The organism is Clostridiaceae bacterium HFYG-1003 (assembly GCA_024579835.1).
Classification (GTDB): Bacteria; Bacillota; Clostridia; order Clostridiales; family Clostridiaceae; genus JG1575.
Genome location: CP102060.1, coordinates 1,929,420 through 1,944,095 on the forward strand (window position 1 = coordinate 1,929,420; position 14,676 = coordinate 1,944,095).

9 protein-coding genes and 3 rRNA genes are annotated in these 14,676 nt (G+C 46.3%); 3 read left to right on the forward strand and 9 right to left on the reverse strand.

Annotated features, from left to right (window positions below):
• Nucleotides 1-67 precede the first annotated feature (67 nt).
• The 3 genes from rrf to NQU17_08665 form a co-directional block, all read right to left on the reverse strand.
• Nucleotides 68-185, reverse strand: a 5S ribosomal RNA gene (gene rrf, locus NQU17_08655).
• Nucleotides 186-261: 76 nt separating this feature from the next.
• A 23S ribosomal RNA gene (locus NQU17_08660) occupies nt 262-3,144 on the reverse strand.
• A gap of 343 nt (nt 3,145-3,487) precedes the next feature.
• Nucleotides 3,488-4,991, reverse strand: a 16S ribosomal RNA gene (locus NQU17_08665).
• The 16S, 23S and 5S rRNA genes sit together here, the layout of an rRNA operon.
• A 433-nt stretch (nt 4,992-5,424) precedes the next feature.
• Here NQU17_08665 and NQU17_08670 point away from each other — a divergent pair.
• Nucleotides 5,425-6,051, forward strand: a complete 627-nt coding sequence (locus NQU17_08670) for a phosphatase PAP2 family protein (GenBank protein UUM10752.1) — start codon at nt 5,425-5,427, stop codon at nt 6,049-6,051.
• Nucleotides 6,052-6,454: 403 nt separating this feature from the next.
• Here the strand turns inward: NQU17_08670 and NQU17_08675 are convergent, their stop codons facing one another.
• The 4 genes from NQU17_08675 to NQU17_08690 form a co-directional block, all read right to left on the reverse strand.
• On the reverse strand, nt 6,455-7,540 hold the full coding sequence (locus NQU17_08675; protein UUM10753.1) for an IS3 family transposase: 1,086 nt from the start codon (nt 7,538-7,540) through the stop codon (nt 6,455-6,457).
• Nucleotides 7,537-8,040 (reverse strand): transposase, encoded by a 504-nt coding sequence (locus tag NQU17_08680; protein UUM10754.1) that lies wholly within the window; start codon nt 8,038-8,040, stop codon nt 7,537-7,539. Before NQU17_08680 ends, NQU17_08675 begins: the two co-directional genes overlap by 4 nt.
• Before the next feature lie 531 nt (nt 8,041-8,571).
• On the reverse strand, nt 8,572-9,063 hold the full coding sequence (locus tag NQU17_08685; GenBank protein UUM10755.1) for a hypothetical protein: 492 nt from the start codon (nt 9,061-9,063) through the stop codon (nt 8,572-8,574).
• 3 nt (nt 9,064-9,066) lie between these two features.
• Complete coding sequence (locus tag NQU17_08690; protein ID UUM10756.1) at nt 9,067-9,978, reverse strand: amidase domain-containing protein; 912 nt, start codon at nt 9,976-9,978, stop codon at nt 9,067-9,069.
• 509 nt (nt 9,979-10,487) lie between these two features.
• Here NQU17_08690 and NQU17_08695 point away from each other — a divergent pair.
• Nucleotides 10,488-10,949 carry a helix-turn-helix domain-containing protein gene (locus NQU17_08695; protein ID UUM10757.1) on the forward strand — a complete coding sequence of 154 codons (462 nt, stop codon included), beginning with the start codon at nt 10,488-10,490 and terminating at the stop codon, nt 10,947-10,949.
• Nucleotides 10,950-11,396: 447 nt separating this feature from the next.
• Here the strand turns inward: NQU17_08695 and NQU17_08700 are convergent, their stop codons facing one another.
• Nucleotides 11,397-12,008, reverse strand: coding sequence for a DUF6431 domain-containing protein (locus tag NQU17_08700; protein UUM10758.1), 612 nt, complete (start codon nt 12,006-12,008; stop codon nt 11,397-11,399).
• Nucleotides 12,009-12,229: 221 nt separating this feature from the next.
• Here NQU17_08700 and NQU17_08705 point away from each other — a divergent pair, with 221 nt between their 5' ends.
• The gene (locus NQU17_08705; protein ID UUM13489.1) at nt 12,230-12,613 is read left to right on the forward strand and encodes a phosphatase PAP2 family protein; all 384 of its coding nucleotides are present in this window, start codon (nt 12,230-12,232) and stop codon (nt 12,611-12,613) included.
• 195 nt (nt 12,614-12,808) lie between these two features.
• Here the strand turns inward: NQU17_08705 and NQU17_08710 are convergent, their stop codons facing one another.
• Nucleotides 12,809-14,521, reverse strand: coding sequence for an ABC transporter ATP-binding protein/permease (locus NQU17_08710; GenBank protein ID UUM10759.1), 1,713 nt, complete (start codon nt 14,519-14,521; stop codon nt 12,809-12,811).
• Between the last annotated feature and the right edge of the window lie 155 nt (nt 14,522-14,676).

A 14,676-nucleotide genomic window follows, 5' to 3' on the forward strand; every position in this document is an offset into this window, starting at 1 on the left:
GTTCCACAAAAGTATAATTTTCTACAACATAAAAAAGCACTCTGATAACTCAGAGTGCTTTTTTCAAAACCGGCGTCAACCTACTTTTCCACACAGCTTCCCGTGCAGTATCATCAGCACCGTAAGGCTTAACCATCGTGTTCGGGATGGGAACGGGTGTAGCCCTTACAGTCATAAACACCGGATTGGTTTGAGGTTTTTATTGTTCCCTCAAGACTGCATATAGTTCTTCAAACGTAATTCATCATTTTTAACTTGTTTAAGATCAAGCCCTCGATCGATTAGTATGAGTCAGCTGCATGCATTGCTGCACTTACACCCCTCACCTATCTACCTTGTGTTCTTCAAGGGATCTTACTGGATTACTCCATGGGAAATCTTGTCTCAGGGTGGGCTTCACGCTTAGATGCTTTCAGCGTTTATCCCGTCCCAATATAGCTACCCAGCCATGCCGCTGGCGCGACAACTGGTACACCAGTGATTGGTCCAACCCGGTCCTCTCGTACTAAGGTCAGCTCCCTTCAAATTTCCTACGCCCGCGACGGATAGGGACCGAACTGTCTCACGACGTTCTGAACCCAGCTCGCGTGCCACTTTAATGGGCGAACAGCCCAACCCTTGGGACCTACTTCAGCCCCAGGATGTGACGAGCCGACATCGAGGTGCCAAACCTCCCCGTCGATGTGAACTCTTGGGGGAGATCAGCCTGTTATCCCCGAGGTAGCTTTTATCCGTTGAGCGATGGCCCTCCCACGAGGTACCACCGGATCACTAAGCCCGACTTTCGTCCCTGCTCCACTTGTAGGTGTCGCAGTCAGGCTCCCTTCTGCCTTTACACTCTATGGACGATTTCCGACCGTCCTGAGGGAACCTTTGGGCGCCTCCGTTACTTTTTAGGAGGCGACCGCCCCAGTCAAACTGCCCACCTAGCAATGTCCCGTGACCCGTTTCCTGGTCTCCGGTTAGAATCCCAATATCTACAGGGTGGTATCCCAACGGTGACTCCCCATGACCTGACGACCATGGTTCTTCGTCTCCCACCTATCCTGTACAGTAAATATCGAAACTCAATGCTAAGCTACAGTAAAGCTCTACGGGGTCTTTCCGTCCAATCGCGGGTAGCCAGCATCTTCACTGGCACTACAATTTCGCCGGATTTGTTGTTGAGACAGTGCCCAAGTCATTACGCCATTCGTGCGGGTCAGAACTTACCTGACAAGGAATTTCGCTACCTTAGGACCGTTATAGTTACGGCCGCCGTTTACTGGGGCTTAAGTTCATACCTTCGCTTGCGCTAAGCATTCCCCTTAACCTTCCAGCACCGGGCAGGCGTCAGCCCCTATACTTCAGCTTGCGCTTTTGCAGAGACCTGTGTTTTTGTTAAACAGTTGCTTGGGCCATTTCACTGCGGCCATGTCGCCATGGCACCCCTTCTCGCGAACTTACGGGGTTAATTTGCCGAGTTCCTTAACAACAATTCTTCCGATGGTCTTAGGATTCTCTCCTCATCTACCTGTGTCGGTTTGCGGTACGGGCAGCATGTCGCTCCTTAGAGGCTTTTCTTGGCAGCGTGAACTCGGGTATTTTCGTATCTCAGAATATGCCAGAAGGGATTTGCCTCCTCTGACTCCCTCGAATACTTCGACAGGCTCTTCCAACCGCCTGTTACCCTATCCTCCTGCGTCACCCCATCGTGTTAACGCTTCATGCCGGTATCTGAATATCAACAGATTGTCCATCACCTACGCTTCTCAGCCTCGGCTTAGGCCCCGACTAACCCTGAGCGGACGAACCTTCCTCAGGAAACCTTAGATTTTCGACCTGCGGGATTCTCACCCGCATCTCGCTACTTATGCCAACATTCTCACTTCTTAACAGTCCACAGCTCCTTTCGGTACTGCTTCGCCCCGTTAAGAACGCTCCTCTACCGCGTATATTAAAATATACACCCGTAGCTTCGGTGATAGGTTTTAGCCCCGGACATCTTCGGCGCAGGATCTCTCGACTAGTGAGCTATTACGCACTCTTTTAATGAGTGGCTGCTTCTAAGCCAACATCCTAGTTGTCTTAGAAATCCCACATCCTTTTCCACTTAACCTATACTTGGGGACCTTAGCTGACGATCTGGGCTTTTTCCCTTTTGACAATGGCACTTATCTGTCACTGTCTGACTGCCGGATTAAAGTCTTTGGCATTCGGAGTTTGATAAGGTTCGGTAAGCGATATGCCCCCTAGCCCATTCAGTGCTCTACCTCCATGACTCATCATCCAACGCTAGCCCTAAAGCTATTTCGAGGAGAACCAGCTATCTCCGAGTTCGATTGGAATTTCTCCGCTATCCACAGCTCATCCCATGGTTTTTCAACACCAATGTGGTTCGGTCCTCCACGAGATTTTACTCTCGCTTCAACCTGTCCATGGATAGGTCACCCGGTTTCGGGTCTGCAACATGCAACTAGACGCCCTGTTAAGACTCGGTTTCCCTTCGGCTGCGCACCTGAAGTGCTTAACCTTGCTGCATATCACAACTCGTTGGCTCGTTCTACAAAAAGCACGTCATCACACGCTTATGGTGCTCTGACCGGTTGTAGGCACACGGTTTCAGATTCTATTTCACTCCCCTTCCGGGGTTCTTTTCACCTTTCCCTCACGGTACTGCTTCACTATCGGTCATCAGGTAGTATTTAGCCTTGGGAGGTGGTCCTCCCTGCTTCCCACCGGGTTTCACGTGTCCGGTGGTACTCTGGATCACTCTCGGTCCGTCTTCCCTTTTCGCCTACAGGTCTGTCACCTTCTATGGCGCTGTTTCCCAACAGCTTCGGCTAAGGGGCCTCTTCCCTTTCTTGAGTGTCCGCAACCCCAGAGAGCAAGCTCCCTGGTTTGGGCTCTTTCCTTTTCGCTCGCCGCTACTAAGAAAATCGATGTTTCTTTCTCTTCCTCCGGGTACTTAGATGTTTCAGTTCTCCGGGTGTGTCTTCCTATAGAGTATGGATTCCTCTATGGATGCCTTTCGGCGGGTTGCCCCATTCGGTGATCTCAGGATCACTGGCTATGTGCGCCTACCCTGAGCTTATCGCAGCTTATCGCGACCTTCTTCGACTCCTGATGCCAAGGCATTCACCATGCGCCCTTTATAGCTTGATCTTTTTTCAAGTTAATTTTTGGCTCAAGGTTGGAGCTTTCGCTCCCCTTGACGTTTTTGAATTGTTGTCAATAACTTTTCAGTTAATGACTAACTTCTCAACGAAATTGTTTTTTCTACAATTTTGCTTTACGTTTTAAGAATATATGCAGTTTTCAAAGAACAATTGAGAAGAAAAAAATGCCCCACCTTCAAGAAGTCATTCTCATTAGCTGGTGTTGCAGCTGTTCTCTCAAGATTAAACAGAATACTTGGATGTACAAATCAGTAATCCTTTTATGGGAGATATCCGTGAAATGGATATCCTTTTATCTCATCCATGTTGCCATGGCTGTGACTCCCTAGAAAGGAGGTGATCCAGCCGCAGGTTCTCCTACGGCTACCTTGTTACGACTTCACCCCAATCGCTGACCCTACCTTCGGCCGCTGGCTCTATAAATAGTTACCTCACGGACTTCGGGTATTGCCAACTCTCATGGTGTGACGGGCGGTGTGTACAAGGCCCGGGAACGTATTCACCGCGACATGCTGATTCGCGATTACTAGCAACTCCGACTTCATGCAGGCGAGTTGCAGCCTGCAATCTGAACTGGGGCAGGTTTTATGAGATTTGCTCCTCCTCGCGGGATCGCGTCTCTTTGTACCTGCCATTGTAGCACGTGTGTAGCCCTAGACGTAAGGGGCATGATGATTTGACATCATCCCCACCTTCCTCCCGGTTAACCCGGGCAGTCTTGCCAGAGTGCTCAACTGAATGGTAGCAACTGACAATAGGGGTTGCGCTCGTTGCGGGACTTAACCCAACATCTCACGACACGAGCTGACGACAACCATGCACCACCTGTCTTCCTGCCCCGAAGGGCTTCCCCGATTAAGGGTAATTCAGGAGATGTCAAGTCTAGGTAAGGTTCTTCGCGTTGCCTCGAATTAAACCACATGCTCCGCTGCTTGTGCGGGCCCCCGTCAATTCCTTTGAGTTTTAATCTTGCGACCGTACTCCCCAGGCGGGGTACTTACTGTGTTTACGACGGCACAGGGGGAGTTGATACCCCCTACACCTAGTACCCATCGTTTACGGCGTGGACTACCAGGGTATCTAATCCTGTTTGCTCCCCACGCTTTCATGCCTCAGTGTCAGTTACAGTCCAGAAAGCCGCCTTCGCCACTGGTGTTCTTCCTAATATCTACGCATTTCACCGCTACACTAGGAATTCCGCTTTCCTCTCCTGCACTCAAGTAACCCAGTTTGGAATGCAGTTCCCGGGTTGAGCCCGGGGATTTCACATCCCACTTAAGTTTCCACCTACGCATCCTTTACGCCCAGTAAATCCGGACAACGCTCGCCACCTACGTATTACCGCGGCTGCTGGCACGTAGTTAGCCGTGGCTTGTTTTTTGGGTACCGTCATTATCGTCCCCAATCAAAGAACTTTACGACCCGAAGGCCTTCATCATTCACGCGGCGTTGCTGCATCAGGGTTTCCCCCATTGTGCAATATTCCCCACTGCTGCCTCCCGTAGGAGTCTGGACCGTGTCTCAGTTCCAATGTGGCCGATCACCCTCTCAGGTCGGCTACGCATCGTCGCCTTGGTGAGCCGTTACCTCTCCAACTAGCTAATGCGCCGCGGGCCCATCTCAAAGCGGATTTCTCCTTTGATACGCTCATAATGCTAAATGCGTATATTATGCGGTATTAATCTTCCTTTCGGAAGGCTATTCCCCTCTCTGAGGCAGGTTACCCACGTGTTACTCACCCGTCCGCCGCTAGGTGTATACACCTCGCTCGACTTGCATGTGTTAGGCACGCCGCCAGCGTTCGTCCTGAGCCAGGATCAAACTCTCATGTTAAAAGTTTGAACTAGCTTTTAGTCGATTTTTTAGTCTTGTCTGACTACTCAAAATGAATTGCTGGTTTGTTTTACCTTGTATTCTGTTTAATTTTCAAAGAACAGTTTGTTTCAGTCGCTTAACGCAACTTTTTAATTTTATCACTTCAAACTCGATTCGTCAACACATTTCTTTAAGTTATCTTTAAGTAACCTTTCGATAGTGTTCGCTCTCATTTGGAGTGCAAAATTTATTATATCACTTTGCTTCAGACGAACCTGTAACAATATACCGTTTTACCCCATTCAGACTCCGAAATCGTCTATTATCTAATGATTACTAATCAATTCATATCATGACACACACGGATCTGTTCATTTGACTTCTTGCTGAAATCCTCTCCATATCCCAGATTTGACTGTACAATAAGAAGAGACTCAGGAGGTTAAGATACATGCAATTCTTTATTCAAACAATGATCGAACATTGGCCCCAGCTTCGCTGGCTGTCTATTGTCATTCTGCTTTCCATTTTGTATGCGCTATGCAATCGTCAGTGGTTCGGACGACCTCTGTTGCACCTGACCCTCCCAATTGATCAGAAAATCCCGCTGATCCCGTGGACCATTTATATCTATAATCTATGGTACCCCATCATGCTATTTACCTTTGCACTGCTCGCGATCTATGATAAAGCTGTTTTTTCACATCTGATTCCCGCCTATACCTTATCTACACTGGCGAGCTTCAAGATCTTCATCTTTTTCCAGAACGAGGTTCCTCGGCTGACACAGGTATCCGGCAACAGCCTGGCCGAACGACTGCTACGGTTCACCCGAAAAATGGATAATCCTTACAATGGATTCCCCTCTATACATGTCCTCGCCTGCACCATGACCATTCTGGCAGTTCAATCATCCACCTTGCCCGATGCCTGTAAAGTGTTCATCTGGGTATCACAACTTATGATCATCGCTGCTACCCTGACCACCAAACAACATGTGGTACTGGATCTGGCCGGAGGCTCTTTCATGGCAATTCTCGGCTGGTGTCTCACTATTAATCTGAATGTTGCACTGTAAAAAACGCCGCTTCCCTGATTGATCGGGAAGCGGCGTTTTGTTGATCATGGAACGTCCTGATTTGTCAGACCATCGCATTGAAGAATTCATATTCCGCGATCTCACTGATTTGGATATTTTTCTTTCTAATACTTGTAACCTCTTAATTTGTAATAATAACCGGGTATAAATGCTTCAGCTTACTAGCGCTGGCTGTCAAGGTAGTTGTCAGTAATTCTTAGAAATATTATCGGCGAATCTTCCGTCCCTGAAAAGGCCATCGACAGTTGACCGTCATCGGGCTGGCTATTTTATATTGATCCCGAGCCATGGTGTCAAGAGCCCTCTCTGAGGGCCATTCCTTGACACCATGGCAGGACCAACATTTCATATCCGTAGCTGATGGCCGGTGTTACTGTTCAAATCAGGAAGCTATAATTTCAGCATCAAGGGTTTTCTTGTCAGAAGCTGACTTCTCAGGATTCAGCCAGACCTCATCTGGAAGAGTCCAATCCCTTGTTGCCGAGGACCAGCGTTCTGGATGCTTGGCTCTGGCCGCCTTATAGACCACTCTGCGCTGTTCCAGAATCTGTGCCCCAATACCACTGTGTCTTTGATTAGTGGTCAGAAAATTGATACCACTGTGTCGGTGCTGGTGATTGTACCAGTTGACAAACTTTTTGCACCACTGCCGTGCCTCCTCCAGGTCTTGAAAGCCTTTCGGCTGGTAATTGCAGTTGTATTTCAATGTCTTGAACAGGCTCTCGGCATAGGCATTATCGTTGCTGACCCGTGGCCTGCTGTTGGATGGTGTGATGCCCAAGTGATAAAGAGTTTCCAGCATGGTTGCGCCTTTCATGGGACTTCCGTTGTCTGAGTGAAGGACAAGGGGTTCTTTGTTTAGTCCAATCCGCTCCGAAACTACACCTCGTTTCACCAGCCGGCTGGCATGCTCTGCTGATTCGCTGGACCATACTTCCCAAGCCACGATTTTTCTGCTGAAAAGATCAGAGAACAAATACAGGTAGAAAAACATGCCCTTAACCGGGCCATTCAAATAAGTTATGTCCCACATCCAAACTTGATTGGGAGCGGTTGCACAGTGGGTGGAAAGTTGGCGAGGGCTGCTTTGGGCGGCTCGGCCTCGATGGTTCTGCATATTCTCTTCCCGGAGTATTCGATAAAACGAAGATTCAGATGCCAGATAGATCCCCCGATCCGCCAAATTAGGCACAATTTCGCATGGCGAAGAGCTTTTGAATTCAGGACTGTTGACTACTTTAATGATTTCAGTGCGTTCTTCCTTTGACAGCTTGTTGCTCGACTCAGAGCGCTTCGCCGTTTGTCTTCGGTCAATATAGTCACCGGTAGTCTTGGAGAGGCCGACCCAGCGATAATAGGTGCGTTCAGTAAGACCAATCTCCTTACAGGCAACTGGCTTTCTGGCTCCATTCGTTACAGGTTCATCGATTAACAGGATGGCTTTGCTGCGATCTGAGGCGTTAATCATTCGTCCTCGTTTTCCGTCAAGTTTCCCCAAATCGCATTCGCTTTTTTTCGAAGTATCAGCAGAGCCGCCGTTTCTGCCAGGGCTTTTTCCTTGCGCAGAAGCTCTTTCTCCATGAGTTTTAACTCTTTGTCCCTTTGTCTCAAAGCTTTATTCAGACGGTTGGCTTCTTCCGCCACCCCGCCATTGGCCTGCATGCAGGCGTTTTTCCACCGTTCGATCTGCTCAGCGTAAATGCCTTTCTTGCGGCAATACTCCGCCAGATCAGTTTCAGTCATCCCTGCTGTCTCAACTACGATCAGAAACTTGTCCTCTGTGGTCCAATCATCCGAAGGCGCATCAGTAGCAGGGGCAGCCTGCCCGTTTGCTCTGACGCCATCTCTCCATTTTCGAAGTGTCGCTTGCGGGATCCCTTCTTGTTTGGAAATCCTGGAGATTGATTGATTATTCGGAGGCAGCATTTTCGCAACCATTGCATCTTTTAACTCTTTGCTATAAACCATTATCATTATCCTCTCAGTAGGTATGCTTACTATACTATGTTGAATTCCTACTGACAACTATTCTGACACATAGGGCTAGGCGCATCGGTTATGTTGTGTTACCAGACCACTGATTTCTGATTAGGATTCCGCTTTGTTGTCCAAGACTTCACTTCTTGATTCATCATCTCAACTGTTCCGCCCAAATCGGTTTGGTCTGACATACTGATGCATCACATCTCCGTCAGCCCCCCTACAGGTTCTGCGAAAAGGAACAGGGTGCAAATGCCTTGCGAATTTACTCGTTGTCTTGATTGCGCACAAATCCAGGTGCTGCTGGAATTGGCTTTCTGACCTCATCCAGCAGCTGGGATGGCTTTTCATCCATGCAGATAACAGGAATTGTTCTTATATTGACATCAATACGTTCGTTTCGACGTGAAGTATCCTGATACAAGCATCCAGTCGGCTCATCCGCCAGGTTTTGAATGATTCACTGTCCAGAAACAGCTCGATGGCGACTCGCTGTTTCTGACCGGCTTTCGCTGAACTTTAATAGACAGAGCTGAAATCCGCAATGTAATAATTACCCTCAGAATCGATTTCCAAGAAAAAATCTCTGGTAACGTTATTCTCCCCTGGATTAATATTGGAAGGTATGTAATTATCCTCCATTATTTGGGTAAACTTTACAGGGACCTTGATTGTTCCATCTGAATATGTTGCCTTATTAAAATTTATTTCTATATCTTTAATGCATACTAAATATTGTTGCAGTGCATCCCAATCTTTTTGTTGCATTTCATATGATTTTTTTACAACAGACCTATACTCGTCCAATCTGTCCTTATTTAATGAATCAAAATAAGCCATAAGCGTATTTTCTACTTTCTCCTTATCATATTCCAAAGGTTGAGAACGTACACTTTGACTGCTTTCTTTTACAGGTTGGGTTTTGACAGGAGTTGAATTATTATTACAGCCCACGCCCACACTAAGCAAAATAATCATTCCTATTAAGGAAACTATAGATTTATTTTTCATTACTTACCTCTCATAACCTGTAAGGTGTATCCATCTTTTTGATCCAACATAGTCATTGATTGATTTATTATCTGCATCTGAAGTATGAGCCGCTACTAATGTGCCAGTCGGAAAACCAGCTTGAAATCTAACGATCGTGGTGCTGTGAGCAAAGGTTCCATCTGAATTAAAATCAATTTGAATAATATCACCCACTTGCATTCCATAATAAATCATGGAGGTAGTTGCTAATTCACCTTGAGGTCCTCTCCCTGTATTTCTAGTTAAGTAATTGAATAAACTACTAACACTTGTCCAAGATGCTGCCCTATCGTTATAGCTGTTATAATACCATTGAAGATCTCCACTGGAATCCATCACCCCATTAGAACCGGCATAAATCACCTGTGATACAAAATTAGTGCAATCCCCACCATTATCATCAAAATTACCCCACTGAGATGGTCTTGTGTTAGCATTATTATGAGCATAAGTAACCATTTCGTTTCGATCTAGCGATAACAATGACCCAGACAAGGGGCGCATAAAAACAATTGGTTCTTCTAAAACTTCCTCTAATTTCTTCTCAGATAAGATGTTTCGTTTTTCGTCATCAAAAAGTTTTTGTACATCTCCACCTTTTCTTCTAAAAACCCCAATAGGATCATCACTATACATTTCCCTGATTTGAGGTTGCACCATCAACGCTTCTTTAGTCAAATAAAATTTAAACCTTGTTGATTCATATGAACCAATATCACTTGAACTATATTGATAAATTTCCGTCAAGACTGCATCAATGACAGCATTTTGCCCATCAATAATACAGGAATAGAACTCTACTTTTGATTCTAAAAGTAGAGGATTTAAATTAAATGCAGATCTTCTCTGTTGAATTATTTTAATCTTGCCTTTTAAGAACTGTTTTAACTCCAATGACCGATCCCATATTGTAGACAGATTTGATTCTTCCAAGGGTGTTTGAACATACTTAAATATTTTCTACATCATTAAAATATTCCTGAACTGTTGATTTGAAGTCAACTTCCGGCGCAACACCTTCCAAACCAAGTGCAGTATAGCCACCGAAACCAACAGCTGACAAAATCATTTTCAACCTCCTTTGAATCGATTATAGCAGTTTATGTGAAATTATTCAAAATTCATTAAATTACTATGTATTTTTTATACACATTAGAAGATTTGCTGCTTACTCATGTTTTATGAAACCTATCCAAGCACATTGCTCACTTATTAATAAAACAACTTGTCCATTACCGGAATCAAGAAGTTTGAGTTGTTTGAATTTTAATTTCCCTTCGGTTCTAAGGTTATTCAGAAGTGGTTATTAACCTCGATAATCCGTTGGACTAAGCACGTTGTAACCTTTAAATATATACTATAAACTCATATCTTGGTATCCTTTATGTAGGGGGGGGGAGAATATGTCCAAGGTATCGTATGTTGTTGACCTCAGTGATAAAGAACGTGTGAAACTCCTAAACATTGTCAATAAAGGAAAGGCAACCACGAAACGGATCCTCCACGCTAATATCCTCTTGGCTGCAGACATTAATAATCCAAACAAAGCCAGTTCTCCGGTGATTGCAGAGCGCTTTCATGTGCATCGGCAAACCGTCCAGACAGTTCGGAAAACATATGCTACTAAGGGTCTAGAAGCTTCGCTCAATCGAAAGAAACGTACAAAGCCACCTATTGATCCAAAACTTACAGATGATATCGAAGCCAGAATCATTGCCATCTGTTGCAGTAATCCACCTCCAGGGTTTGAGCGGTGGACTTTACGTCTGGTTGCAGAGGAAGCAGTCAAGTTAGAGATCTTTCCAACAATTTCTCATACGTCCGTGGGTAGGATCTTAAAAAAAACGAATTTCAACCTCATCTGAAGAACTGCTGGTGCATTCCGCCATATCAAAGTGCAGCGTTTGTCGCTTGCATGGATGACGTTCTGGCGGTATACACTCGCCCTTTCAATCCATCCATTCCAGTCATCTGCATGGATGAAAAGCCATGCCAGCTGCTGGATGAGCACAGAAAGTCAATTCCGACAGCACCTTGATGTGTGTGCAAGCAAGACAACGATTATATTCGCAAAGGTACTTGCATCCTGTTCCTTTTTTCGGCATCAGACCATCAAAACCGTGTTTGCGATAATTGTAGTACCACCTCTCCAGTGTGATGGCGGAGATGATGGTGTCGACCCCATTGGGGGTCGTGTAGATCTTGTTTGCGGCGTCTCAAAAACCGCCTGATTGCTGAGGGCATCCTCGGCGACCCCGCTCAGGAGCGGAGCCAGGATCCCATAGCGGAACAAGGCGGTTTTTTGTCGTTTGTCATCGTTCATTATGGTATCTCCCTATGATGATTTTACTGATCATAGCAAGGGTAATGGCGATGAGACGGCTCGTAAAAGCAAGTTGTGTGGGTTCAGCAAAACAGCAGATTGGGCGTACATTTAATCTGCATAAGCTGTCGACTAGAGGCGCGAAAGCAGGCTGGGACGATATTTTGACCAGTGGGATCTGAAAAGCGGTCAGACGGGGCAGCCAATGCCGCTTAAACTGGCGAATGATGTAACCAATGGCTGATTCGTCAATGACGGGCTGCTCCGCCATGATGGGCTCCATGCTCTCGCCGGCCAGATGGGCTTGAAGGATTCGGACCTGGTCTTTGAGTAGGATCGAGGAATAAGGAACGAGCCAATCAGGCGTCAGAACGTGGATCCTGCCGCAGGACTTACAGATGACCCGGTAAATTTTAATGCGCTGATAGCCCAGCGAGAACTTGATTTTCCGGGTGTAAGAGCCGTGACGGATCAGATCCCCGCACCGACCGCAGGTGCAGCGAAGCTGGTGGAATGGAATTTGGTCGATGAGCTCGTTGTAGGCCGCTTGGTGGTCCTCTTGGGGAAATTGGTTGCTTTTTGGAAGATAAATAGTTATCATGATATCGCACCCCGAATTGGTGTACCCTGAGAAGTTAGTTCTTATCAGGGGGAGTAGAAGGCAGATGCGAACTGTGGTAGGGGCTCATCTGCCTTTTCGTTTACAGTAAAATACTATATTACCATTAATACAAAACAAGCATCAAACAATTTGGCTGGATTTCAGTCAAGAGGTTTGATGCTTGTTCTTTAATTAATCCGACTATAATCCCTGATTTCAATATCAGATTTCTTGCGGTTCTATACTATACCTTATCTTCACTGGCGAGCTTCATGATCTTTATCTTGTTCCAGAACGAGGTTCCTCGGCTGACACAGGTATCCGGCAACAGCCTGGCCGAACGCCTGCTACGGTTCACCCGAAAAATGGATAATCCTTACAATGGATTCCCCTCCATTCATGTCCTCGCCTGCTCCATGACCATTCTGGCAGTTCAATCATCCACATTGCCCGATGCCTGTAAAGTGTTCATCTGGGTATCACTACTTATGATCATCGCTGCTACCCTGACCACCAAACAGCATGTGGTACTCGATCTGGCCGGAGGCTCTTTCATGGCTATTCTCGGCTGGTGTCTTACTATGAATCTGAATGTTGCACTGTAAAAAACGCCTCTTTCCTTATTGATAGGAAAGAGGCGTTTTTATGATCATGGAACGAGCGGATTATTGGATCTTTGCCTTGAACAATGCCAGATTCCGCTTCTAATTGAACTGCAAATGACTGCTTGCTGAAGCGATCCACGGGTGCTGATGCAGCTTACGATGTCGAAAGCGCTTTTACTTATTCGGTTCACTTGATCAAAATTGCGTCTGGTAAAGATCGGCATAGACTCCGTTTTTAGCGATTAATTCAAGATGTGTTCCTTCTTCCGCGATACCGCCGGGCACAAGAACCACAATGCGTCTGGCGTTTCGGATGGTAGCCAGTCGATGGGCGATAATGAATGTTGTCCGTCCCTTGGCAAGTTCTTCGATGGACTGCTGGATAATTCTCTCCGACTGATTATCCAGGGAAGAAGTCGCTTCATCCAGAATCAGAATCGCCGGATTTTTCAGGAACATGCGTGCAATGGACAGACGTTGCTTCTGACCGCCTGAGAGTTTGACTCCGCGCTCGCCGATATTCGTCTCGTACCCATTGGGGGTTTCCATAATAAAGTCATGGGCATTCGCCAGTCGGGCTGCCTGAATTACTTCTTCCCGGGACGCCCCCAATTTTCCGTAAGCAATGTTCTCAAAGATTGATCCAGAGAACAGGAAGACATCCTGCTGTACAATTCCAATGCTGGAGCGCAAGGACTGAAGCGTAACATCCTGGATATTTTGCCCATCCACCAGAATCTCTCCGGAAGCGATCTCGTAAAAACGTGGAATTAGAGAACACAGGGTGGTTTTTCCGGCACCCGAAGGGCCAACCAGCGCGATCGTCTCTCCGGCATTCACGGTGAGATTGATGTTGGACAGAACCTGTTCCTGATTATCCTTGTATTTAAAGGTGACATTCTTAAATTCCACATCACCCCTGACCTGGGTCAGTTCAGAAGCCTCCGGTTTGTCATTGATTTCCGGTTCCAAAGCCATCACTTCAGAGAACCGTTTGAAACCGGCCATTCCGCGCTGGAACAGCTCGGCAAATTGAGCCAGGCGACGAACGGGACTGATCATCAATCCCATAAACAGAATATAGGCAGCCAGATCCGCAATGGTAATCTGTCCCTGATAAACAAAATATCCTCCGAATGTCAAAGCCATCAGATTCAGAAGATTGGCGAAAAAATTGATTCCGCCGCCAAAGATTCCCAGATAGCGAACGCTCTTGCCCCGGAGGATTTTAAACTGGTTGTTTCCCTGGTCAAATCGTTCCTTCTCGAATTCCTCATTGGTAAAGGACTTGACAACCCGTATCCCTGAGATGGCATCTTCCAGGTTGGCGTTGATTTCTCCCAGAGAAACCCTCAAATCCTGGAAACTGCGCCTCATACGGCGATTGAATGACATGGTGAACCAGATCAGAAAAGGAATGACCGCAAATACAATCAATGTCAGAGGAACATTGATCCCAAGGAGCAGGATAAAGGATCCCAGAAGCATGATGGTCGAAATGAACAGATCTTCCGGACCGTGATGAGCCAGTTCTGAAATTTCGTTCAGGTCATTGACCAGCCGGGACATGATTTGGCCGGTCTTGGTATCGTCATAATAAGAGAAGGACATTCGCTGCAGCTGACCGAACATATCTTTGCGCATGTCGTACTCCATCCGAACACCCAGGACATGCCCCCAGTAGCCAACGATGTAATCAAGTAAAAAGCGAACCGCATAAAGGACAGCCAGGAATCCCCCAAAGCGAACGATCATGGCCAGGTTTTGATCCGGAATGAACTCATTGATGAATCGGCGGGTCACCATGGGAAATACCAGATCACTGGCCGAAATCAGGAAAGCACAGACCAGATCAATAAAAAACAATGTTTTGTGAGGTTTATAATAACGTATAAATTCCTTAATCATGAGATTCCTCCATTTCATACCAATCTATTATATACGATCAATCACTCCCGTCTGTTCTTCATTTCTTAAAATCTGACTTGATTATCCGGATTCCCCAGCATCTCGTTTAATGTGCTCGAATATTCCATTCACGATTGAAGACTAGGACCTTTTCA